Raw genomic sequence first — 24,090 nt, 5'->3', positions numbered from 1 at the left:
GGGAGGTTTAATCAATGAATAAATTGATTAGCTTCGTTGTTTTTGTTAGCTTTATATTTCTTATTGGTTGTACTAATTCGATAAAGTATAACGATGAAGATGTTGCAGCCATCGTTAGAGGAGAAGAAATAACAATTGGTGAGCTGCGCTTTTTATATCAAGATCAGAAATTGCTGGATGTGATTGACGGGGTTGTTAAAGCTGAGTTAGCCGTCCAAGAAGCTAAAAAAATGAATCTCGATGTATCCAAAGAAATAAAAGAAACCATTGAAGCACGTGGTGGCTATCCACCTGATGATATAGATAACCCCACTGCAAAATCTATTCGTGAATTCGCTGAACCACAAGCAAAAAAACTTGGAATGGACCCAGGAGAATATTACGAAAAGTATATTGAAATAACAACTACTACAGTTGCATATATCAATGCTTATGTGCATGAAATTCTAGGTGAACCGGGCGATAATGTGGAAGAATATGATGAACGAGCAAATCAATTGCTGAATGATTTAGTGGAAGAAAACGAAGATGAGATTGAAATTTTAATAGAATAGTGGAATGAGGATCCTATAGGGTGGTGGAGCGGATCCTGGTTCCGTTAAAAGGAAAAAAAGTTGCATATAGTAGGGTGAAGCGGATCGTGATTCCGCTAATAGCACATAAGCAATAGATTTTGGAGTAGAAAGAGGCAAATAACGGAACGAGGAACCGAAAACATGCTCTAAATTGGTGATTTTTAGGGAATAGCGGAATGAGGAACCAACTAAATTAGCGAAGCGGATCAATGTTGAAAGAAATATCGACTCTTGATAGATTCATAATATAATTGTAGAAACAAATCAAATCCTCAAACGTATGTAATAGCAATAAACGTGCAGGAGGGGTTATATTCAAACGAAAAAACTACACTATCTTATTGCTGTTATATCGTACCCGATAACCATGTTACATTTTTTCTTTGGTAATTACACAAGAGAAAAGTTACTTTCAGGTATAGCTTTCTTTTCCGTTGCTACTGTTATTTACATTGGACTTGTATTTTTATTTTTTAACGTGATGGAGAGTAGTTATAGCTTTCAATCAACAAATAGATTAAAACCCAGGAGCAAATCACATGAATAGAATTCCAAACGTCGTTCTCAATTTACTCAATGATTATATGTATTTATGGAATGAACGATTACCACACACACTTGAAGGATTATACCTGCACGGTTCAATTGTGCTTGATGCATATACAAATAATTCAAGTGATATCGATTTTATTGCAATCACCAAAAATCGACTATCAAATGATGAAATTGTTGTCATGACGGAAATCCATAAAATTATTTCTAACAAATACATATGGCCAGAAATGGATGGTTCTTACATCGTTTGGGAGGACCTAGGTAAGGATGAAACGTTTGATCATCGTTCATACCCTTTTTACAATGGTGGAGAAATTGGATATAGTACACAATTTAATCCAGTTACATGGTGGCTATTAAAAACGAAGGGAATTAATATTTTAGGGCAAAGACCAACTGATTTAAATTTGAAGGCTAACAAAGAGGATTTAGTTTCATATGTACTAGAAAATATGAATTCTTACTGGTTAAATCGTGTTCAAAGACTGGAAAAGTCAGTAGAGGAATTACTGGATATTTCGACTAAAGAGGAAATAGACAAAGAAGTTGAATGGACAATTTTAGGATTGCTACGTCAATACTACACCGTAAGGGAAAGAGACATCATTTCTAAGCTCGGTGCAGGAAGATATGGATTAGTCCATCTGCCAGCTGATTGGCACACGATGATTCAAGAAGCAATAAATATCCGTGAAAATAGAGGAACAAGCTTATTTAAATCGGAAGAAGATAGAATTGACTGTATGTTACGATTCTCCAAGTATTTAATAGGTTTTTGTAATCAATTAATGTCTACATAATAAATTGGGGAGGGAGGATGGGACATGAAGAATGCGATGGCCTCTTATTTTGGAGCTTTGTTCTTTTACTTTTTAAGCTTTATTTCCGCCTTTTCAATTGGATTATATGTATTATTAGGTGCAGTTTTATTTCTAGTGTTAGGGATAGCAAAGTCTTTGAATTTACTAAGGAAGAAAATCAATTATTTGTTTTTTAGTCTGGTTTCAGTTGTAATATGGTATCTCTTGATAAGTTTCGTTGATGATTATTATTTATTTTTCCCTTTTGCAGTTTTCTCATGACGTACAAACAAAACGCACCTCATTTTAAGGTGCATTTTGTTACATGTATATTTTTTCCTGCAATAAGTTACTTTTCCAACCTTCTAAATCCTTCTTGCTGTAAATAGTCAGCTGCGGCCTCATAGGTTGTATGAGTAGCATCGAGCATGTCACCAGCATAAACATTCCATAAGTCAAAATCATGTACGAGTTTAAGTGTTTGATTTTCCTTATTGATCCATGTTTCTTCAAAAGGCTCTTGTTCAGATAGGGAATCAATCGATTGTTTGATCACTTTTCTAAGCTCTTCCTCTGAAAAGTCACGAATGTTCACCATTCCTTTACTATCAACATCATAGTCATCATCAATTAACTCTGCATAAACAAAGCCGTTACCGTTTGGATGGAGACGATAAACTACGATTTTTTTGTCCATCACACTTTCTTCATAATGGAAATTAACTCTGCCAAGTGAAACATCATGACGCTTAAGCTCTGGAAAAGATTCAATAATAGCAAGTTTTTCTTCAAATGTAAGCATGGTACCTCCTGGTAGTAAGTAAAGTATATTTATTAGTATATCCTACTTAGCGCGTAAAAAATAGTAAAGCCAATAGATGAATCATTTTCAAGGCTCAAACGTATGAAAATATACATTGTAAAACATGGGGGAATATTTTTTGATAAAATGGCGGGATAAGGGAAATAGGTTAAAGCATAAAGAAAATTATTCCATACTTGACCTAATCGCAGATATCCTGATATGGATTCCAGAAGTTCTACTGTTCCCGATAAGGCTTTTATTTTGGGGGATGCGTGGGCTTGGGAGAGTAATTGGGAATTGGCTAGATGTGTGGTGAGAAGTCCACCTTCACACTCATATGAAAATTCATCAGATAATGAAGGATTAAATTCAGCATTAAAGGTAACCATAGAATTAGGACTTTACCAGAAGGAGGACTAATTAATGGATGAAATTAAAGTAGGAGAGGTATTTACTATTAGTGATGAAAACACTGAAGACCAAGAGGTAGAAGTGCTTGCTAAGGTGACCTTAGAAGGAACAGATTATATTGCAGTTGCTTTTACAGAAGACCTAAAGGGAGGAAATGAGGAGGAAATTGATATCTTCTTTCTCAAAGTAGAAGCAGACGGAGACCTAAGCGCAATTGAAAGTGATGAGGAATTTGATAAGGTTTCTGCAGCTTATGATGCGCTATTAGCAGATGAAGGCTAATACTTTCAGAAAAGATTGACAGTAATGAACAATAAAATTATACTTATATTCGTCTCAAAAAGAAGTAATCGTTGCTAGGTTACTTCTTTTTAGTTTCTAACCTAATAAGGAGTGAAGCCATGAAAGTAAAAGATGATATCATAAGTTACCTCTTGGAGTACAACCCTCACTTAAAAAATGCTACTTCAGTAAAACAACTTGAAAAAGGGTTTTCCCATGATAAGAAGTATATTATCGATGACTCGTATCTGTTAAGAACGTTTACCAGTGAAGATGAAGCAAGAAGAAAACAGGAATTTGAGGTGATCAAACTTGCATCCAACTATTCCACATACGTCCCAAAGGCTATCGAATTTAATACAGTACATGACTTTCATACGAGCTACATGCTCCTAACTTATCTTCCTGGGGAGGATGGGGAGGAAGCATTGAGTAAGTTAACCGAAGAAGAGCAATACAATGCTGGATATGTTGCTGGAGTAGAATTGAAAAAACTACACCAAGTGAATGCGCCCGCAGATTATCCTTCCTGGTACTCGATTAAGAAAAAGAAGAGTGAAAAGTATTTACAAGAGCTAAAAGATATTTCCATTGAAGAACAGATTAAAGAATTGCTTGAAGCCTATATTCACAAGCACGAACATCTCATGCTCGATCGACCAAATACATTTCAACACGATGACTTCCATCCATCTAATCTACTTATAAAAGATAAGGAATTCGCTGGAATCATAGATTTTCAGCGGATGGATTGGGGTGACCCTGTTCACGATCTACATAAATTAGGTTTCTTTTCCAAGCATGTAAGTATTGAATTTACAAAAGGTATTATTGATGGTTATCACAATCATAACGTTACGGATGAATTCTGGAAATTATACGCGCTATACAGTGCCATGCATGTGGTCTCAGCAATCGTTTGGGGAAATAGGCAAGGACCAGAATCATTTGAAAAACTTTTAATATATTCATTAGAAGTTATTGAGGACCATGATTCTTTTCGAAACATTATTCCAAAGTGGTATGATTCTTCGAGATAATGAGTGGGTGCCCGGATGAAGAACGGTAACTCATGGCCGTTATGAGTGCCCATCCGAAGCGGAGCAATCGCCAAACGGTAACTCATGGCCGTTATGAGTGCCCATCCGAAGCAGGAGAACCGTCAAACGGTAACTCAAAGCCATTATGAGTGCCCATCCGAAGCGGAGCAACAGCCAAACGGTAACTCATCGTCGTTATGAGTGCCCATCCGAAGCGGAGCAACCGCCAAACGGTAACTCAAAGCCATTATGAGTGCCCATCCGAAGCAGGAGAACCGTCAAACGGTAACTCATCATCGTTATGAGTGCCCATCCGAAGCGGAGCAACCGCCAAACGGTAACTCATGGCCGTTATGAGTGCCCATCCGAAGCAGGAGAACCGTCAAACGGTAACTCAAAGCCGTAATGAGTGCCTATCCGAAGCAGGAGAACCGTCAAACGGTAACTCAAAGCCGTAATGAGTGCCTATCCGAAGTGGAGCAACAGCCAAACGGTAACTCATGGCCGTAATGAGTGCCCATCCGAAGCGGAGTAATCGCCAAAAGGTAACTCATAGCCATTATGAGTGCCCATCCGAAGTGTGAACAATCGCCAAAAGGTAACTCAAAGCCATTATGAGTGCCCATCCGAGGCAGAAGAACCGTCAAACGGTAACTTAAAGCCGTAATGAGTGCCCATCCGAAGCAGGAGAACCGTCAAATGGTAACTCATAGGCGTTATGAGTGCCCATCCGAAGCAGAGCAACCGCCAAACGGTAACTTATAAAAAAATTAAACAGGACAAACCTCCAGTTTGTCCTGTTTTCCTAATATATATTAAGCTGTACTTTCAGCAGTGGTATAAACTTTACGAGCAACGTACGTTTGCACCATTAAGAATAATCCTCCGACTGCCCAGTACAGTGGTAATGCTGCTGGTGCTGAAAGAGAAAATACTCCAATCATAATCGGGGAGATCCATCCCATGATAGCCATTTGCTTCTTCATATTTGGATCCATGTTCATTTGTGATACTTTAAATTGCGCAAAATAGACAGCAACCGCGATTAAAGTCAGAATAATATCTGTCTGACCTAAGTCAAACCATAAAAAGGAATGTGTTGCAATTTCCGGTGTTTGGCGGATCGCATAAAAGAAGCCAATCAAGATCGGTAGCTGAAGTAGCATTGGTAGGCATCCGCCAAAGGCTGCCATTGGACTCATGTTATGCTTTTGATACAGTTGCATCATCTCTTGTTGCATTTTTGATTTGGATTCTGGATCTGTTTTTCCACGATACTTTTCCTGCAATGCGTCCATATCAGGCTTCATAACTTGCATTTTTTCTTTCATTTGCATACTGCTTTTCGTTTGTTTTAAAAAGAACGGCATCAATGCTAGGCGTATTGCCAACGTAATAATGATGATTGACAGGCCATAGCTATCATGAAAAATACCAGCAATCCATTTTATTAACTCAGAAAATGGTATTACAAATACTTGATTAAAGAATCCTCCTGAACTTGCCTCCGTGGGATCGACCGGTGTCCCTTGACACCCGGATAAAATAAATAAGAAAAGAACTCCTAAAATAACGCTATATTTTCGAATGAAAGTGAATACGGATGTTTTCTCCATTGTTTTCCTCCTCGTAATTTCATTGCTTGAAATAATGAGAAGGAATCTGCATCTGTATCATCATCTGGAGCTTCTATTCGCTTTGTTTTGATTGCGATCCAGTTGCGAAATTCTATCAACCTAGGAATCATGATTTGGTTAGGCAGTAGCTGAATCTGAATTTCATGCCACTTTCGAATATGGAGATGATTTTCCCATACACTGTGGTGAACCCCATTATAAAATCGATTCAAGTAAAAGATTGACAACACGGCACTTACATATAGGTAGAGTGGGGAAAATTCGTTAGCGAAATCATTAATCATTTCTAAAAACATCTGTATTCACCTCCTTTTTGTTTTTAAGTAATACGTATCTATCATAAAATAGGTTTCAGTTTTTAACAAGTGTCGTCAGCAGGGCATACTTCCATATTTTACTTCAATTCTACTTAGAAAAATGCAGGAAAGAACCAAGCTTATCCCCGCATATAATTAGATACAAATTATATACGGGAGGGATTTTTCTGTGCATGAGAAAATGAGACAATTAGAATTCCCAGTAGTAGGTAAAACGTATATAAGTAAAAGTCGGAACAGTAAATACAATAAGGTAAAAGTACTGGAGCATAAAGAGGATATATATAAATTAACTGGTGGTGAATCGCCAGTAAGCTTGGTGATTTATAAGGTCCTTGAACCGATGGATGCCAAGGACAATATTGATATCGAAATTAGTGATTATTTTTATGCTAACTATAGGAGTGAAAAGTCTCTCGTTTGCTGGAATTGTAAACAGCGGATTAATGAAGGGTAAAAAAGGTTTGCCTTACACAAAAAAAGAATACGCTTTCACCATAAAAAAAGAAAAAGCGTCCATTGGGCGCTTTTCCATGAAACAATTTTAGCTGTGTTAATGACCACCCTCACCAGGATCTGAACTATCATGGTCAGGATGTTCTTCATCTGCAAGTATGATGGTATGGTTTACATTACTTGCAGAAAGTCCTGATAAAATTAGAGCGAATGATACAAAAGAAATAGCAATTAACTTTTTCATTATAAACCTCCACATAATTATTAAATTTTGTTTCTTACATTTAATGCATGATTATAGTAGCTGGCTGATAATTTGTATTTCCTATTATTAAAATAGTAATCAGCCAATATTTTTAGATAGGAGAATTTTTCATAATGTAATTCCCTTTCTTCTAGATAGGGAATGATCTTTTTAAGAATTATTTGATCTAAAGATGTGTTATCTCCATTAATCAATTGTTCATAGAGTTGAAATTCCAGTGTATAGAAGGAATCTAAATTCCCTTGGGATATGATCTCTAGTCCTTCTTGTAGCCACCTCTTGGAATTATAAATATCATGACGTTTATAATGCTCTTTCATTAAACTAGCAATTGGAACGATTTTCTTTTCTATGGGGCTCTTATCCCTTAGTTTATAACTTTCTAGGTAATAATCAATAGCCTCTTGTGATTTATTAATGATGGAGTTCAGATTGCCAATATTTTGTACTGCGATCGCTAAAAGATTGTTATCATGGGTAAGTCGGGCAATATTCTCTGCATTTCGATAGCTTTGAAGAGCGTTTTCCATCTCATGTATTCGCAAAAACGAAATACCAAGTAAAATATGACATTGACCACACTTTTCTTGGTTATAGCTTTTTTGATAGTTATCCAATGCTTCATTAGCATAAGTGATGGATAGATACGTTTTTCTAGAATAGCTTGCTGATAGTGCAATCATATAAAATAAACTATTTTTTTCTTCAGATTGTAAATGGTAGGCATTGGCAAGGAAGTTTTCTGCAAGCTGAAATCGTTTTAATGCTTTAGGGTAAGCTGATTTTGTGAAATGATAATAACCAGAGAATTTATGCCAGTAGTAAAGGTTTGTTTCTGTAAAGTGCTTGGATTGTTTTTCTAACCAAATAAATTGTTCATAGGCAGCCTTTTTATTTTTTATCAGTATAAAATACCTAAGCTTATGTAGCTCAAAAAGATTTAACAAGTCTTGGTTTGATATTAAATCAATGTTTTTTTCTATCTGTAAAAAGTTTTGATCGATATCCTTCATATTGCTATAAAATAGGTCTTTAAACCATGTTTTACATAATAAGACCAAGTGACCTTGTTCTTCAATTAATGGTTGAATGTCTAATTTTTCACATAGTAAATTTATTATTTCCTGTGAAGGTTCTGCATAACCATTTTCAATTTTTGATAGGTAAGGAATAGAAACAATCCCATCTGCTAGTTCCGATTGTGTCATGTTTAATTTTAATCTATGATATTTTATTCGATTACCAACATCCTTATTAATTTTCCCTCACCCTCTTTTTTATTTTTTTAAAGGTGGCCTTATTATAAATGTACCATTAATACAGTATCTTTGGTATTGGGAAATTTGTCTGACTAAATGGTAGTTTTGTCATGCTTTTTATAAGGGATGGAGTTATTTTATTCAAGAAAATTACATGATTCGACAAATTGTATTGTATTTTGAGTTTGGTCGGGGTTTGGGTAGATAAACATCGAACATAGAACGGAAACGTAATTTTCATAACTTGATGTGCATCAAGTTATTTTTTTATGACCTCTTTTACAATGAAGATGTAGAAAATAAGGAGGTAATGGAAATGACCAAAGCAGTATTCCAATTAGAAGCATTAACTTGTCCATCTTGTATTAAAAAGATTGAATCAACTCTTGATAAAATGGATGGAATAGAATCAGCAAAAGTATTATTCAATGCCAGTAAGGTGAAGGTACAATTTGATGAAAAAAGGACCACTTCTAGTCACATCGAACAAATCATTGAGAAGTTAGGCTATCCAGTACTAGCTTCAAAAGTTTCTTAAGGAATAGCCTTCGCGGGCTATTCCTAAGCAGAAAGGGGGTTAGTCACCTGATGAAAATAACTACGAAACATAAAAACTATCTTACTGCACTAGCTGGTATAGCAATCGTCGCTAGTTTTGTTGCTGGTAGGCTTGAACTTTCTCAGTTAAAAGATGTTGGTTTGATTTTTGCAACATGCATTGCAAGTGTTCCGATCGTGATCAAAGCCTATCAAGCAGTACGAATGAAAGCCTTTAGCATTGAATTACTAGTTACAATCGCAGTTGTTGGTGCGTTGTTTATCGGCGAATATGTGGAGTCTGCAGTTGTTACTTTTTTATTTTTATTTGGAGCATATTTAGAAGCACGTACACTAGAAAAAACACGCTCATCCCTAAAGGAATTAGTAGAAATGGCACCACAGGAAGCTATTGTCATTCGAAATGGAGAGCAAACCGTGGTACCGGTGGAACAAGTTGATGAGGGGGAGCGTATTATCATCCGATCTGGTGGAAAAGTTCCGGTGGATGGAAGAATTGTAGCAGGTCAAGCATCCATCGTCGAAGCTAGTGTGACTGGGGAAAGCACCCCGGTTGTGAAAAAATTAGCGGATAACGTATACAGTGGAACAATTGTCGATAGTGGGTATGTGGAAGTGATAGCGGAAAGGGTTGGAGATGAAACAACCTTTGCAAAAATAATTGAACTCGTAGAAGAAGCGCAAGAATCCAAAACGAAAACTGAAAAATTTTTAGATCGGTTCTCTAATGTATACACACCCGCAGTTGTTTTGCTATCAATCATTGTCTATGTCATAACAAAAGATCTTCATCTAGCGATAACCTTTTTAGTGGTAGCCTGTCCAGGAGCTCTAGTCATTGGTGCACCTGTCTCCAATGTAGCTGGAATTGGAAATGGGGCCAAACACGGTGTTCTGGTTAAAGGTGGGGAGATAATGGATACTTTTTCAAAAGTGGACACACTCCTATTTGATAAAACTGGTACCCTTACGAAAGGAAAACCTGAGGTTACGGAAATTATGACATTCGGTAGGTTTGAAAGAGAACAGTTACTTCGAATCGTAGCACAAGCCGAAATGATATCTGAACACCATCTTGGGAAAACCATTGTTAAAGAAGCTCGTTCCAAGGGATATGATATGAAAACCCCTGCAGAAGGTGAAATTATCAAAGGGAATGGAATTCGAGCAAAAGTGGATGGACATCATGTTGTAGTAGGAAATCGTAACCTAATAGATGAAGAAGTAATTGAAATTATAGGCGAAATAGAGCATTATGCTGTAGCTAGGGAAAGATTAGGTAACACAGTGATTTTTGCTGCAGTAGATGGAAGGATAGAAGGGATTTTTTCGATTGCTGATCAAGTCCGTGAAGATGCACCAAAAGCTTTAGCGGAGATGAGAAAAAATGGCATCAAGAAGATCATTATGCTAACAGGGGATAACCAATATACAGCTGAGTTAGTTGCCAATCAGTTAGGGCTAGATGAGTACCATGCTGAAATGCTACCAGAAGATAAGGTAGAATATGTTAAACAATTAAAAGAACAAGGGCATGTCGTTTCGATGGCTGGAGATGGGATTAATGATGCACCTGCAATTGCGACTGCTGATATTGGTCTGGCAATGGGCGAAGGTGGAACAGAGGTATCCATGGAAACAGCGGATGTTGTATTAATGGCAGATAAACTGATGCAGTTTTCTCATGCCTATTCGCTATCGAAAGCAACCATTCGTAACATGAAGCAAAATACGTATTTTGCTGTAGGTACGGTATTTCTTCTATTATTTGGCGTTTTAATAGGATCTGTCCATTTAGCATCAGGCATGTTCATCCATGAAGCAAGTGTCTTACTTGTTATACTAAATGCCATGCGTTTGATTCGTTTTAATCATAAAAATACTACAATAGAAGAAGATTTAGATAATGTGGTAAGCTTAGGATATAACGAGTAGAGGAGTGGGAAAATGGAAGCGAGACATGAATATCGGCAGGAGCATGGCCATAATTGTAACCATGCAGAAGGTTCGTGTGTTTCGTTGGTTCCAATTTTTAATCATTTAGAAGCGGAGCAAATGGTAGAGATCATGTCAGTAGTTAAATCAATTTCCTTTAAAAGAGGAGAGATTATATATCGTGCAGGTGAGGAGTCTGATTCTTTATTTATCGTAAATAAAGGAAAAATAAGAATTTATCGCCTATCAGAATCTGGTAAGGAACAGCTTGTAAGGATATTGAATCCAGGAGACTTTATGGGAGAGTACGCCTTGTTTAGTAAGTCTACCCATGAATCCTATGCTGAAGCGATGGTTCACACAGAAGTATGTATGGTAAACTATTCGGACTTACAGGAGTTACTAGTAAAATATCCGACGATTTCGTTGAAGGTCCTATCTGAATTCTCATCTAGACTAGAACAATCAGAAAAACAAACCACTCGATTCGCAACGGAAAAAGTAGATACAAGAATTGCTCTTTTTCTAGCAGAGTGCTTGGGAAATAAGGACCAATCCGTGATTACCCTCCCAATGAATAAGAAGGACCTAGCATCTTACCTAGGAACCACTCCAGAAACAATCAGCCGAAAACTAGCAGAACTAGCAGAACTAGAAGAAGAAGGACTAATCAAACAAAAATCAAATAAAGAAATCGAAGTATTAGACTTGAACGAGTTGTTGTTGGTGTAGGGTCAGGTCCCTTGTCCCAGTACAAAACTATGAACAATTATACGTATACTAATTTTTTGGGGGGCAGAAGTATCTGCCCCCCTTGATTTATGAATAAAATTCGACAAGTGACAGACACTTGTCGAATTTGGTAAATTCTTGAATGGTTAGGTCGCTAACAAATTAGGACAATCTTATTGCACTTATTTATTTGTGGTGGTAGTATTGTATGGTGTTATTTTGTTAGGGAGGTAAGTAATTTGGGGAGAAATATTGAAGAAAAGGTTGGGTATCAGATCGGAGTAGTTGCCCATCTATTTCATAATCAATACAATGAGCAGCTAGCTAAATACGATGTGACTGTCGCTCAAGCTAGAGTATTATACTTATTAGTTGAGCAAGGACCACAATCCCAAGGAGAGCTGCAGCAACAATTATATATAAAAGGATCTACAATGAACGGAATCATTGAATCACTTTTAAATAAACAGTTGATTGAAAAAAGCGAGAGCTTACATGATAAGCGATCTAAAATGATTAGCTTAACCGAAAAAGGTAGGATCATAGATCAACAGTTATGGGATGACATGGCTGAAACAGAGGATCTCGTATTAAAGGACTTTAGTATAGAAGAAGTAGCAATGATGAGGCATTGGCTAATAAAATTAAAATCAAATATTATTGAAATGAAAGAAGGGAAATAATTGGAAGCAAAAAAACAGACAGAATTGCTTGGTACACAAAAGATTTCAACTTTGCTCCGTAATTTATCCATTCCGGCTATGATCGGAATGTTTGTAATGACGTTATATAACGTGGTCGATACGATCTTTATTTCATATGGAGTTGGAATTGATGCTGTTGCTGGTACGACGGTTGCATTTCCACTTATGATGATTGTGATGGCTGTTTCAGCAGCTCTAGGCGTGGGGGGAGCATCGGTTATCTCGCGCCGTTTGGGTGAACAAAGAGGGGATGAGGCAAACCAGGTATTTGGTAATATCATCTCGATGATCGTGATTGTAAGTGTAGTTGGTCTAATCATTGCCTTTTTTGCATTAGAGCCGATACTTGTTATCTTCGGTGCGACACCTTCTACGTTAGGTTATGCTATGGATTATATGTTCCCGATTATGTTTGGTACATTTTTCTTCTCATTCGGATTTGCAACGAATAACATTGTACGATCAGAGGGTAATGCTAGATTTGCTATGATGACGATGATTGTACCTGCTGTAATCAACATCATCTTGGATCCCATTTTTATTTTTGCTTTAAACATGGGAGTACAAGGAGCAGCGATTGCTACGGTTATTTCACAAGCTAGTGTTACGCTGATGATTTTTCAATATTTCCTAAGTGGAAAAAGTACGTTAAGCTTAGCTGTACAACACTTGAAAATTAAATGGAATATTGTAAAAGAAGTAATGGCGATCGGAATGCCAGCATTTGTGCAACAAGCTGCCGGAAGTCTAATGATGATTGCAATTAACACGATGTTAATCCAGTTTGGTAGTGAGTTTTATGTAGGTATTTACGGCTTAATTCAACGAATTGTTATGTTTACGGTAATTCCGATTATGGGAATCATGCAAGGAATGATGCCAATTGTTGGTTATAACTACGGTGCGAAGAATTATGAGCGAATGAGAGAAACGATTTGGATAACATTAAAAATCGTTACCATTTGTGCAACGGTTATTACGTTGCTACTCGTGTTCATTCCATCTCCGTTCTTGCGTATTTTTACGTCTGATCCTGAAGTAATTAAAGAAGGATCATCGGCGATGAGAGTGTTATTCGTAGCGTTCTTTGTCGTTGGTGTACAAATCGTTGCAGGTGGTTTATATCAAGCATTAGGAAAACCAAAACAAGCACTAATATTATCCCTATCGAGACAGATACTCATTTTAATTCCGTTAGTGCTAATTCTACCGCACTTCGTTGGGGTTATGGGTGTATGGATGGCATTCCCAATTTCAGACGTATTATCGTTCCTTTTAGCTTCGGCTCTCCTTTACCGAGATCGAGATACGATATTAGTTAAGGGGAAAGATGAAGAAGAAAATAAGGAATCGGATGTTGTGTCGGTTTGATGATAAGACCCTAAACACTTTTTATGAAAGTGTTTGGGGTCTTTTTTATGTGAGGTGGGATTGGGGGAGGGGTGAGACAAGGAATGGGACAGTGGACCTGACCCCGGATTGCGGATCACATTGGGACAGTGGACCTGACCCCGGATTGCGGATCACATTGGGACAGTGGACCTGACCCCAAAGACCTGATGAATAATGCGCGCGATAAAAAAATATGTATAGGGTAGACAAGTATTTTCAACTTATGTAAAGGGGACTGTAACATTGACTGTTGGTCTTATCGTTATTTTATTGCTAGTTTTATTCTTACCTTTTTTTGTAAAACCTATTGAACGAAATTTAGAGGCTTTTTTATTTGTGATGGGAATTATAGCGGCGATCATTAGTGGGATATTGGATAGTACACTATGGATGCGAGCAATCAAAAATCCAATAAATATTACTTTGGTTGTGTTAGTTGCTAGTTTGTTCTTTAAATGGCTAAGACAGCCTATTCAACGTGCTATGTTAAAAGCTATTCGATATGTAGATATGAATGTTTTCCTAACCTTAATGATTGTTAGTTTAGGAGTTTTATCCAGTGTAATTACGGCAATAGTTGCTGCGATTGTTTTGGTATTTTTGATAAGCATGTTGCGTATTGACCGAAAGACTCAAATACGTGCAGTCATTTTGTCCTGTTATTCGATTGGCTTTGGTTCCGTACTAACACCTGTCGGAGAGCCTTTAGCAACGATTACGACAAGTAAGTTGGATCAGGATTTTTTCTTTCTTTTTCACCTAATAGGTTTGGAAGTAATTGTTGGGGTTCTTGCGATTGGAATCTGTGCGTTATTTATTCTAAGGCCAAAGCAAACAGAGAGAGTGGAGGGTGGGAACGACTCTGAAAGTTACATTCATATCTTTACTCGCTCCATGAGAATCTATTTATTTGTAATGGGCCTAACGTTACTTGGTTCCAGTTACCAAACGCTTGTAGATCGATATCTGCTCGACCTTAACACAAGTATTATATATTGGATAAATATTGCGTCTGCAGTTCTTGATAATGCAACCTTGGCTGCAGCTGAAATTAGTCCAGCGATGCCAGTAGAGACAATCCGATTCATTTTACTCAGTTTAATCATTAGCGGAGGAATGCTTATCCCGGGTAATATTCCAAACATAATTGCAGCTAATAAACTAGGAATCACAAGTAGAGAATGGGCGAAGTACGGACTTCCGTTGGGAATAGTTATGATGAGTTTGGTATTTGTGTATCTTGTATTTGTGTAGTAATAATTCGACAAGTGCCTGTCACTTGTCGAATAAAGGTAGACTGGGACAAGGGACCTGCCCCCAAATGCCCCGCAACCTTTGCAATCAGGGACCTTACCCCACGTCCCACTCACATTCCAATAGACTGGGACTACAGACCTGCCTCCTTATAGGTAATAATATCTGTTTTTTGGGAATTCTCTTAAAAACTTTGTTTGTTCAATTGATAAACTAAGATTCAGTGCTATAATGAACATGCTAGCAATAGACAAAAAGCTTTTTGTCACCCATTAATGTAACCGCTTTCTAGGAGGATTTTAATCTTTGGAGTAGCTACTTGATTCTCAATAAAAATTAGGAAAGGGAGAATTCGATGCGAAATGTACTGCGTAAACCAATTATAGTTGGAATGGCTCTTGCTTTAATGATTCCATCAGGAGTAGGTATAGCTTTAGCTGATGAAGAAAGGGAATCTATTAGTGCTCTGGAAGCACCTTCACTCGAAGCTAGATATGAAGAGTCGTTTAATATAGGAGCTGCCGTTGAACCATATCAATTGGATGGAATTCAAGGGGAAGTTTTAAAACGGCACTATAGTAGCATTGTAGCAGAGAATGTTATGAAACCAATTAACATTCAACCAGAGGAAGGCACATTCAATTTTGAAGAAGCAGATAAAATTGTTCAATTTGCTAAAGAAAATGATATGGAACTTCGTTTCCATACGTTAATTTGGCATAGCCAAGTGCCAGAGTGGTTTTTCTTAGATAAAAATGGAAACCAAATGGTTGAGGAAACGGATCCAAAACAGCGAGAAAAGAATAAAAAACTTTTACTGAAGCGGTTGGAAAAACATATTAAAACCGTTGTTAAACGCTATAAGGATGACATTAATTCTTGGGATGTTGTGAATGAAGTCATTGATGAATATGCACCAAATGATAGAGGACTTCGCGAATCTCCATGGTATCAAATTGCCGGAGACGATTATATTAAGGTAGCGTTTGAAACAGCTAGAAAATACGCTGGGGAAGACGCAAAACTCTATATTAATGATTATAATACCGAAGTAGAACCAAAAAGGACCTATTTATATAATTTAGTAACCGATTTATTGGAACAAGGTGTACCGATTGATGGGGTTGGACATCAGTCGCACATCCAGATTGGTTGGCCTTCCCTTCAAGAAACGGAAGAATCCATTAACATGTTTGCGGAGCTTGGATTAGATAACCAAATCACGGAACTGGATGTTAGTCTATATGGCTGGCCACCAACACCAGCTTATGATACGTACGAGGACATCCCTGCTTTTGAATTCGAACGACAGGCGGATAGATACGATCAGTTGTTTGAACTGTATGAGCGATTAGATGATAAAATTAGTAATGTGACGTTCTGGGGCATTGCGGATAACCATACATGGTTGGATGACAGGGCAGAGGATTATAATAATGGGGTAGGAAAAGATGCACCATTTGTTTTTGACATAGATTATAACGTGAAACCTGCCTATTGGGAAATCATTGATTAAGAAAAAGGGGAGTTGCTGGTAGTACGGGATCAGTTGCGGAGTAGGTTTGCATCTCTGAATATGATGTGGTAATGGGATCTATTTTTTTAACCACTTTGTTTAACCAATAAACAAATGAATTGTGTAGGATCCAGGTAAAATATCCTGCATTAGCGCTGCCTCGTAACGAGGGTGCCTCGGCAATTTTGGGGAGGCACCCTTATTTAATAGGTCTTTTAAAACCACTGGTTAAATAGTGTTAAAAAATAAGAGAGGATATAAAAAGAAGTAATCGTTCCATTGATTAAAGGCGGTTGCTTCTTTGCAATCAGGGACCCAACCCCATGTCCCACTCTTTCTTGCAATCAGGGACCTGACCCCATGTCCCACCACAACCAAAGACTGGGACAAGGGACCTGACCCCAAGTCACAACTACCTGTTTCCTGCTTCTGGTTGTTTTTCTAGCCATCCGTGTTTAACCATAAGGTTGTAACAGATTACGCCAGCTTCCATTGCATGGTTATTGACAACATAGTAGTTTACTACCAAATCAGATCTTAAGCTTGAACCTATTGCAGCACCATAATAAGAGAGAGCTGTGTTTATTAAGAACGCTGCATGAAACATCATTAACTTGTCCGAAAAAGGGCTTATCGTAGAATTAGTGACCTCGCCATCCCAATTTTCTGGTACTGGTAGATTTTCTTGTTGTAATATCTTATCAAAACTGTCCGCATCTTTGCCTGCTAATTTCACATTTTTTAACATGAAATTACGAACGTCTTCTCGTACTGCCACCTGATTAAATCCTAAACTTAACGATCGAACAAATCCCGTTTTCTTAGAATTAAAGAAAAGATTGCTTATTTCCGAACCATTAAGTAGTCTTTTCTCTCCAAAAAGATTGGCAATTATTCCGGTTGAATCAATAAACTCCGCCTTAGGAGGGGAAGGAATGGAGGGAACGCTAGAAAAAATATGCTGTTTCTTAGCGACTTCATCTATTTTTTGGAACAATTCCTTCGATGTTATTGTACATTCCATAAAATAATCTTGGATGTCTTTTCGCTCTGAGTTTATAATAGCTAAGCTATAAGCTGTCAACCCATGTATGGTCATTATATAGGAATAAAAAAGTAAAAAACGGTCAGAAAATAGTCGTGGGGCATTCAGATTCACATCATTCTCTGTAAATCCTATAGGAACTTGGAAATTTTCCCTTTCGAAAAAGTCCTTAATTTTTTCGACATGGTCCTTAGCTAACCGTAATGCAAATCGTAATATGGATTTTATCTCATCATCTTCAACAATTTTAAGAAAGTATTTATAAACACAAATTGCCATCGTATCGCCCATATACTGAAGCCATAGCCCGGATACTTCAGCTGCAGTTAAGTTATTGACCTTATTTTTGTCCCCTAAATAGTTAGTTAAAAAGGAATTCTTCCACAATAGAAATACCTCCAATTGATTGATACATGTATCAATTATTTTATGAAAGATGTGGTGGAATATACAGATAATAACTAGTAGCACCTACTATAGTCTTTCCTTTCTAAACTTAATATTTAATATTGGTAATGAATGGAGTATGATTAAAATAGATAGGACTGATGGGAGAGGTGTGAAACGATTCATGAATTTTTTCCTTGATTATAATTGGGAATTGTTTATTGCTGCTGAGATTTTGTCTGTAGGAGCACTGATTTTATTTTGTGTTTTTCGTTACTTTTTCAATAAAAAACGATTAAGCATGCTGTTTATTCTTCTTTTCTTACTTCTCATGGCACTTGAGGCACTATTAGGATTATATGTCTATAGACATACAGGTGAAATTTCGACATTTATAATAATTATTGTTATTTTTATCATTTACGCTTGTACATTTGGTGTGTTTGACTTTATTAGACTGGATCGGTGGATGCGTGAGAAAATTGGAAAGTTACGTGGCGTTGAATTATTGACTACAAAAGATTATGAGATAATGGAAAGAAATCGAAACCCTAAATATATCGCAAAAAAATATCGAATTTCTTCCTTTATTCATCTTGTGATTTTTGTGATCGGTCAATCTATTTTCTGGCTAATGGGAACGGATAGTATTTCCGAATTGAAAATGTATCTAACTGATTTTACATGGCTAGAAAATGGGGAATCAGAGGGTACTCCTTATCCCAATGATACTATTTTTGCAGTTGGCGTTATTTGGGGGATTGTATTTATTGCAGATTTTCTCTATTCTTGGTCGTATACATTGTTTCCTAGTAAAAAATAACGGACTTTAAATTGGAGGTAATCTATGGATAACCCCAACGTATTTCAAATCGATAATATTCCATATCGACTAAAAGAAGAACATGATTTTCAATGGTTAAGAGCTCTTGGTAAGGTGTTTTGTGTTTTTGATGAACAAGATTCTGGGAATATATGCTTTGGTGTGGAGAAGGATGGGGTTAAAAAGTTTGTAAAATATGCAGGAGCTAGAACCATAGCGTTTTCGGGTCAATCAATAGATGCGATAGAGACGCTGATAAATTCGATTACGCTATATCAAAACTTACAGCATCCACATTTAGTGACAGTGTTGGATCATTTCGAAACGGATAAAGGATATGCAGTAGTATTCGATTGGTTTGATGGTGAATGTTTACATTCACATTGGGCTTTTCCACCACCACAGAAATACATACACCCTGATTCACCTTATTATCGTTTTAAACATTTACCTGTTGAGTTACGATTACGATCCTTTCGAAGTATATTGGAATTTCATGTACATGTAGAAAAGATGAATTACGTGGCGGTTGATTTTTATGATGGCAGTATTCTATATGATTTTAACTCTCATACCACAAAGATTTGTGACATTGATTTATACCAGAAAAAGCCATATACCAATACAATGGGAAGACTATGGGGCTCTTCAAGATTTATGTCGCCAGAGGAATTTGAACTAGGTGCAGAGATAGACTCAAAAACCAATGTGTTTAACATGGGGGCGATCGCATTTAGCCTATTTGGAGGCGAGCTTGATCGCTCCTATTCTAAATGGGATGCAGGTGAAGCACTATATGAAGTAGCTCAAAAGGCAGTGGAAGAAGATAGAAACTTACGATTTTCCTCCGTTGAAGAGTTAGCTTTAGCTTGGAATATGTGATTTGGGGTTATGTGATTTGGGGTCGGGTCCCAAATCGCATCCCAAATCGCATTTTTAATCCCTCAATGCCTTGGGATCAGTCTACTATCAGTGGGGGAGGAAAGCCCCCACTGAACCTTATTTGATTAGAAAATTTGTTTTTCTTCTTGTTCTTCAATGCCTTTCATATATTTGATTCTGTTTTGTTTGGATGCATTACTTACTTGTTCGTCTGCGTGATAAGAGGATCTAACTAAAGGACCAGCTTCGCAATGCTTGAACCCCTTTTTCAGTGCAACTTTCTTTAATTCATCAAACTCATCCGGGTGATAATAACGTTCTACTTTTAAATGTTTTTTTGTTGGTTGTAAGTATTGGCCGATTGTCATTATTTCTACATCATGAGCAAGTAAATCGTCCATTGCTTCGATGATTTCTTCTTTTGTCTCTCCTAATCCAACCATAATGCTAGATTTTGTTGGGGTGTTTGGGGCAATTTCTTTTACCCGTTTTAATAACTGCAATGAACGGTCATACCTAGCAATAGCGCGAACCTTTTTTGTTAATCTACGTACGGTTTCTATATTATGGTTGAAAATATCTGGTTCACTATCCATTAAGGTGTGCAGACTTTCGTAATCTCCCTTCATATCAGAAGGTAAAACCTCGATGGTACAACCAGGGTTTAACGTGCGAATTGCCCGTACGGTTTCAGCGAAAACTGCCGCACCACCATCATTTAAATCATCACGCGCAACAGCTGTCACGACGACATGTTTTAATCCCATGACCTTTACGGATTCAGCCACTCGTTTTGGTTCTCCCCAATCAAGCTCATTCGGTAGTCCTGTTTTTACCGCACAGAAGCGGCAACCACGTGTACACGTATCACCTAAAATCATAAAAGTAGCTGTTTGGCGTTCACTCCAGCATTCATGAATATTAGGGCATCTAGCTTCTTCACAAACGGTGTTTAAGCTTTTTTCACGCATTAACTTTTTTAGCCCCGTATACGATTTGTTCGTATTTAGTTTAATTTTGAGCCATTCTGGTTTACGAATATATTCATCTTGTTTAGACATTTTGTATAGACTCCTTTAATAAGCGATTGTAATTCCATTCTTCTGATCTATATTTTGTCTCGGCTAAATGATAAACTTCTTGCCACCTGCTGTCTGAAAGCTCAAAAGGATGGAGGTTGATATGTAATCCTTTTTCAAAACCTTGATAAAAAGCATTCTTCATCATGTCAAATGTGTGTACTTTATTTTTTAGTTGATCCACAGTAATTGCCTTATTTTGAAAAGCAGCAAGCTTCCGCTGTTTTATTTTTTCAGAAGGGAAACGAAACAGGTCATAGAGCATCTTGGCATTCATACTCATTGGAATCGATCCATGTTGTAAAAGGCATCCCTTTTTTCTTGTTTGTGCATTTCCAGATAATTTTTTACCATCAACAATCATTTCGTAAAAGGCTGCTTTCTCAAAACAGACAGCTGAACGATCTTTTTTTTCACTGTTCTCCGGGGTTGCATAATCAACCGTGATAGTTAAGTTCTTAAATCCTTCATAAAGTCCTTTTGATAACACATAGTACGCTTCTCGAACGGAAGCAGGGATAGCTGGATGATCTTCGGAAATGACGATACTGTATGTAAGTTCATTATCATGCAACACAGCACTGCCTCCAGTTAAGCGACGTACAAACTGACAACGATAGTTCTTCATGGCATTAAAATTAATGGAGTCATGGACCCTTTGATAATGACCAACTGATAAAGTGGGTGTGGACCATCCGTAAAAGCGTAATGTTGGTGGGATTTCACCTTTGCTGTGCCAATTTAATAAGGACTCATCTAATGCCATATTAATAGCAGCATCCTGGTGTCCACTATCTAAAAAAAACCAATCTTCTCGCAAACAATCACCTCCTTCTTGAAAAAAATTAATTTTGTGCAGCCACAAAAAAACTGCACTCAACATGTGAGTGCAGTCGATGTGTACATAAAAAATCCATACACAAATAACCGAAAAAACTGCACTTACCCACGCTAGTATTACCTATATCGGGTGCAAAGGGTTTAAACAAAAATGTTATTCTCAGCCAATGATGGCTCCCCTAGTGCTTTCATATTCTTCTTCATCATAGCAATAGTATTAATTGTTGTAAAGTATTGCCAACTTATTAATACAGTACGCGCCATAAATAAAAGGTTGCGTATGCTTCCCAGTCTTTCCATGGGGAAGCAAGTTTCAATATCTCTTCTTTTGTAGGTTTTCGGTCCATATTTCGTAATGCTTTTATCGAGTTAATCAGGCCTACATCATCGATTGGAAAAGCTGTTGGAAAACGGAGGCAGCGCATGAGCACGTAATTAGCAGTCCAAGGACCAATGCCTCGTATATTGATCAACTTTTTTTCCGCATCTTTAAAATTCAACGACAATAAATTTTGCTTCGATAATACTCCACTTGCAATTAATCTGGCTATGCCAACGATAAATTCTCTTTTTCTAGCAGTCATTTGGACAGTCTCCAAATCAGATGGGTTTAGTTGTGCAATTTTTTCATGGGAAGGAAACATCCAATACTGTTTCCCATTCCACTCAATGAAATCACCAAATTGCTCTACAAATTGTCTTTTTAAGGAATAAGCAAACGCTAAGTTAATTTGTTGTCCTAAAACCCCCCAACATAAGGCTTCAAATAAATCATGGATCCCAATAATTCGTAATCCAACATAATCTTGAGCAGGTTTTTGGAGTAGTGGATCTGCTTTAGCCATTTCATAAAATGGTGTTAAATCTGTGTCAAGGTCAAACCATTCGCGGATATACATTACGATTGTATCCTGTTGCCATGGCTCTGTGGGTTTAGTTTCATTTAAAATCTGAACAACCATTTCTTTATTGTCGATCACGCTGATCTGTATTAAAAATCGATCTTCCCCGATGGCTATCGCTCTTCTAATGTTTCCGTTATCGATTTCATACAGCAACTCATTTTTTTCTCTTGTTAAGTAGTCTAAATTTATATCTATGTCAAAATCATTGGGTAATGGAATAATAATAATATCCTCTTGACCTTCATACCACGTCAATTTTACTTCCCCCTTTACAGCAAGTTTTTCTAAACCTCATCTTATCACAAAAATTATTTTGAAATCTTGCTTTTACATCCCAAAAGCCTTCCAATCCCCAAACAGAGGAGATACAATTGGAGTGAGAATTGGTTGCAGAGGTGAGGAATATGTTACATGATGTAGAGGATGAAATGTGGCAAGCGATAGTAACGAATGATGCTACCTATAATGATCAGTTTTTCTATGCGGTAAAGACGACACGGATTTTTTGTAAACCTTCATGTAAATCACGAATCCCGAAAAAGGTGAATGTGTGTATTTTTCATACTGCAGAACAAGCTATCCGTGCAAATTTTCGTCCTTGTAAACGTTGTAAACCGACGAATGAAATGTTACCCGATCAGGAATGGGTAGCACTGATCACCGAATATATCGATAACCATTTTACAGAAAAACTAACATTAGCTACATTGGCAGAAATCGCTCATGGGAGTCCCTACCATTTACAACGCACCTTCAAAAGAATCAAAGGAATAACTCCTAGTATGTATGTACAGGAACTACGAATCAAGAAGTCTAAGGAGTATCTAAGGCAAACAAATGTTGCAATAGCAGATATCTGCCAAAGTGTAGGCATTCCGAACATAGCTTATTTCACAACGTTATTTAAACAGAAAATAGGACAAACTCCAACACAATTTCGCCAGTACCATCAAAAAAATTTTGGATAAGAGGGGAGGGGTCATATGAAGACGGATCAAGTGGAAATTTATTGGACGTTATTAGATGGAATGGATGGGCATATGTATATTGCTGCAACTACTACAGGACTATGCTTTGTAGGTTCGCAGAATAAATCATTTGAGGAATTAACAGAGTGGGTAAAAAAGCATTATCCAGGAAGTTCCCTCACAGAGAATAAGGAGAAGCTGAAGTATTATGTGGATGAAATCCTAGAATATCAACAAGGTAAACGTAAAACCTTTACATGTCCAATTGACTTGAATGGTACAGCTTTTCAGCATGTAGTCTGGGAGGCACTGCGTGAGATTCCATACGGACAGACTACATCTTATTCTGACATTGCAAACAAAATTGATAAACCAACTGCCGTTCGTGCTGTAGGGGCAGCAATTGGAGCGAATCCACTATTAATTACCGTACCATGTCATCGAGTCGTAGCAAAAAATGGTTCGTTGACTGGCTATCGAGGCGGCCTAGAAATGAAAAAACAGCTTTTGGAATTGGAAAGGCGGGGGTCAGGTCCCTTGTCCCAAACATAATAAAATTTCCCCATATAGTTAGATGAAGGAATAGGAATATTTTCTGTTAGTTACATTTGGGGAAGTTTTTGATAAATAAAAGTGAACTGGGACGAGGGACCTGACCCTACGTCCCA

At 37.3% G+C, this 24,090-nt stretch carries 27 protein-coding genes and 1 riboswitch; of the genes, 18 read left to right on the top strand and 9 right to left on the bottom strand.

Going from position 1 to position 24,090, the window contains the following annotated elements:
* Positions 1-14 precede the first annotated feature (14 nt).
* The 3 genes from GMD78_RS05290 to GMD78_RS05280 all read left to right on the top strand — a co-directional run bounded on the left by GMD78_RS05290 (position 15) and on the right by GMD78_RS05280 (position 2,212).
* A complete protein-coding gene (locus GMD78_RS05290; RefSeq protein ID WP_155667702.1) occupies positions 15-554 on the top strand; it encodes a hypothetical protein in 540 nt (179 codons plus the stop codon).
* Positions 555-1,114: 560 nt separating this feature from the next.
* Positions 1,115-1,930 carry an aminoglycoside adenylyltransferase domain-containing protein gene (locus GMD78_RS05285; protein WP_155667701.1) on the top strand — a complete coding sequence of 272 codons (816 nt, stop codon included), beginning with the start codon at positions 1,115-1,117 and terminating at the stop codon, positions 1,928-1,930.
* 24 nt (positions 1,931-1,954) lie between these two features.
* Positions 1,955-2,212, top strand: a complete 258-nt coding sequence (locus GMD78_RS05280; RefSeq protein WP_155667700.1) for a hypothetical protein — start codon at positions 1,955-1,957, stop codon at positions 2,210-2,212.
* A gap of 67 nt (positions 2,213-2,279) precedes the next feature.
* Here GMD78_RS05280 and GMD78_RS05275 read toward each other — a convergent pair whose 3' ends face one another.
* The gene (locus GMD78_RS05275; RefSeq protein ID WP_155667699.1) at positions 2,280-2,732 is read right to left on the bottom strand and encodes a hypothetical protein; all 453 of its coding nucleotides are present in this window, start codon (positions 2,730-2,732) and stop codon (positions 2,280-2,282) included.
* Between the two features lie 139 nt (positions 2,733-2,871).
* Between GMD78_RS05275 and GMD78_RS05270 the strand changes: the two genes are divergently transcribed.
* From GMD78_RS05270 to GMD78_RS05260, 3 genes are all read left to right on the top strand, one after another.
* Positions 2,872-3,051, top strand: coding sequence for a hypothetical protein (locus GMD78_RS05270; RefSeq protein WP_246187570.1), 180 nt, complete (start codon positions 2,872-2,874; stop codon positions 3,049-3,051).
* Positions 3,052-3,158: 107 nt separating this feature from the next.
* Positions 3,159-3,428: a DUF1292 domain-containing protein gene (locus GMD78_RS05265; RefSeq protein ID WP_155667697.1), complete on the top strand. Its 270-nt coding sequence runs from the start codon at positions 3,159-3,161 to the stop codon at positions 3,426-3,428.
* Positions 3,429-3,547: 119 nt separating this feature from the next.
* Positions 3,548-4,468 carry an aminoglycoside phosphotransferase family protein gene (locus tag GMD78_RS05260; protein WP_155667696.1) on the top strand — a complete coding sequence of 307 codons (921 nt, stop codon included), beginning with the start codon at positions 3,548-3,550 and terminating at the stop codon, positions 4,466-4,468.
* A gap of 815 nt (positions 4,469-5,283) precedes the next feature.
* On the opposite strand, the gene yidC is transcribed toward GMD78_RS05260, so the two are convergent.
* Both yidC and GMD78_RS05250 read right to left on the bottom strand, forming a co-directional pair.
* Positions 5,284-6,084, bottom strand: a complete 801-nt coding sequence (gene yidC, locus GMD78_RS05255) for a membrane protein insertase YidC (RefSeq protein WP_155667695.1) — start codon at positions 6,082-6,084, stop codon at positions 5,284-5,286.
* Entirely contained in the window at positions 6,033-6,401 is a 369-nt protein-coding gene (locus GMD78_RS05250; protein WP_155667694.1) for a hypothetical protein, read from the bottom strand. The genes yidC and GMD78_RS05250 overlap by 52 nt, the downstream gene beginning before the upstream one ends.
* Positions 6,402-6,591: 190 nt before the next feature.
* On the opposite strand from GMD78_RS05250, the gene GMD78_RS05245 reads away from it, so the two are divergent.
* Positions 6,592-6,879, top strand: coding sequence for a hypothetical protein (locus tag GMD78_RS05245; protein WP_155667693.1), 288 nt, complete (start codon positions 6,592-6,594; stop codon positions 6,877-6,879).
* 96 nt (positions 6,880-6,975) lie between these two features.
* On the opposite strand, the gene GMD78_RS05240 is transcribed toward GMD78_RS05245, so the two are convergent.
* Positions 6,976-7,122, bottom strand: a complete 147-nt coding sequence (locus tag GMD78_RS05240; RefSeq protein WP_155667692.1) for a hypothetical protein — start codon at positions 7,120-7,122, stop codon at positions 6,976-6,978.
* Between the two features lie 20 nt (positions 7,123-7,142).
* On the bottom strand, positions 7,143-8,378 hold the full coding sequence (locus GMD78_RS05235; protein WP_343042157.1) for a helix-turn-helix domain-containing protein: 1,236 nt from the start codon (positions 8,376-8,378) through the stop codon (positions 7,143-7,145).
* 340 nt (positions 8,379-8,718) lie between these two features.
* Between GMD78_RS05235 and GMD78_RS05230 the strand changes: the two genes are divergently transcribed.
* The 7 genes from GMD78_RS05230 to GMD78_RS05200 all read left to right on the top strand — a co-directional run bounded on the left by GMD78_RS05230 (position 8,719) and on the right by GMD78_RS05200 (position 16,493).
* Positions 8,719-8,940, top strand: a complete 222-nt coding sequence (locus tag GMD78_RS05230; protein WP_155667690.1) for a heavy-metal-associated domain-containing protein — start codon at positions 8,719-8,721, stop codon at positions 8,938-8,940.
* A 50-nt stretch (positions 8,941-8,990) separates the two neighbouring features.
* Entirely contained in the window at positions 8,991-10,895 is a 1,905-nt protein-coding gene (locus GMD78_RS05225) for a heavy metal translocating P-type ATPase (protein WP_196493735.1), read from the top strand.
* A 12-nt stretch (positions 10,896-10,907) separates the two neighbouring features.
* Positions 10,908-11,627: a Crp/Fnr family transcriptional regulator gene (locus tag GMD78_RS05220; protein WP_155667688.1), complete on the top strand. Its 720-nt coding sequence runs from the start codon at positions 10,908-10,910 to the stop codon at positions 11,625-11,627.
* Positions 11,628-11,866: 239 nt separating this feature from the next.
* Positions 11,867-12,310: a MarR family winged helix-turn-helix transcriptional regulator gene (locus tag GMD78_RS05215; protein ID WP_196493734.1), complete on the top strand. Its 444-nt coding sequence runs from the start codon at positions 11,867-11,869 to the stop codon at positions 12,308-12,310.
* On the top strand, positions 12,311-13,702 hold the full coding sequence (locus GMD78_RS05210) for an MATE family efflux transporter (RefSeq protein WP_155667686.1): 1,392 nt from the start codon (positions 12,311-12,313) through the stop codon (positions 13,700-13,702).
* A 264-nt stretch (positions 13,703-13,966) separates the two neighbouring features.
* Positions 13,967-14,977, top strand: coding sequence for a DUF1646 family protein (locus GMD78_RS05205; protein ID WP_155667685.1), 1,011 nt, complete (start codon positions 13,967-13,969; stop codon positions 14,975-14,977).
* Positions 14,978-15,332: 355 nt separating this feature from the next.
* Entirely contained in the window at positions 15,333-16,493 is a 1,161-nt protein-coding gene (locus GMD78_RS05200; RefSeq protein ID WP_155667684.1) for an endo-1,4-beta-xylanase, read from the top strand.
* 412 nt (positions 16,494-16,905) lie between these two features.
* On the opposite strand, the gene GMD78_RS05195 is transcribed toward GMD78_RS05200, so the two are convergent.
* Positions 16,906-17,925 (bottom strand): DUF3231 family protein, encoded by a 1,020-nt coding sequence (locus tag GMD78_RS05195; protein WP_246187569.1) that lies wholly within the window; start codon positions 17,923-17,925, stop codon positions 16,906-16,908.
* Positions 17,926-18,109: 184 nt separating this feature from the next.
* Here GMD78_RS05195 and GMD78_RS05190 point away from each other — a divergent pair, with 184 nt between their 5' ends.
* Complete coding sequence (locus tag GMD78_RS05190) at positions 18,110-18,748, top strand: hypothetical protein (RefSeq protein WP_155667683.1); 639 nt, start codon at positions 18,110-18,112, stop codon at positions 18,746-18,748.
* Between the two features lie 24 nt (positions 18,749-18,772).
* Entirely contained in the window at positions 18,773-19,630 is an 858-nt protein-coding gene (locus GMD78_RS05185; RefSeq protein ID WP_155667682.1) for a protein kinase domain-containing protein, read from the top strand.
* A 125-nt stretch (positions 19,631-19,755) separates the two neighbouring features.
* Here the strand turns inward: GMD78_RS05185 and lipA are convergent, their stop codons facing one another.
* The 3 genes from lipA to GMD78_RS05170 form a co-directional block, all read right to left on the bottom strand.
* Entirely contained in the window at positions 19,756-20,691 is a 936-nt protein-coding gene (gene lipA / locus GMD78_RS05180; protein WP_155667681.1) for a lipoyl synthase, read from the bottom strand.
* Positions 20,684-21,529 (bottom strand): lipoate--protein ligase family protein, encoded by an 846-nt coding sequence (locus tag GMD78_RS05175; protein WP_155667680.1) that lies wholly within the window; start codon positions 21,527-21,529, stop codon positions 20,684-20,686. Before GMD78_RS05175 ends, lipA begins: the two co-directional genes overlap by 8 nt.
* A gap of 106 nt (positions 21,530-21,635) precedes the next feature.
* Positions 21,636-21,740, bottom strand: a riboswitch (TPP riboswitch).
* Positions 21,741-21,794: 54 nt separating this feature from the next.
* Positions 21,795-22,709, bottom strand: a complete 915-nt coding sequence (locus tag GMD78_RS05170; protein WP_155667679.1) for a DNA-3-methyladenine glycosylase 2 — start codon at positions 22,707-22,709, stop codon at positions 21,795-21,797.
* Positions 22,710-22,858: 149 nt separating this feature from the next.
* Here GMD78_RS05170 and GMD78_RS05165 point away from each other — a divergent pair, with 149 nt between their 5' ends.
* Entirely contained in the window at positions 22,859-23,422 is a 564-nt protein-coding gene (locus GMD78_RS05165) for a bifunctional transcriptional activator/DNA repair enzyme AdaA (protein WP_155667678.1), read from the top strand.
* A 15-nt stretch (positions 23,423-23,437) separates the two neighbouring features.
* Entirely contained in the window at positions 23,438-23,974 is a 537-nt protein-coding gene (locus tag GMD78_RS05160) for a methylated-DNA--[protein]-cysteine S-methyltransferase (RefSeq protein ID WP_155667677.1), read from the top strand.
* Positions 23,975-24,090: the final 116 nt, after the last annotated feature.

Origin of the sequence: Ornithinibacillus caprae (genome assembly GCF_009728145.1) — a bacterium.
GTDB classification, from domain to species: Bacteria; Bacillota; Bacilli; order Bacillales; family Amphibacillaceae; genus Ornithinibacillus; species Ornithinibacillus caprae.
The sequence above is the reverse complement of the archived record's forward strand: the minus strand, read 5'-3'. Positions and strand labels throughout refer to the sequence as shown.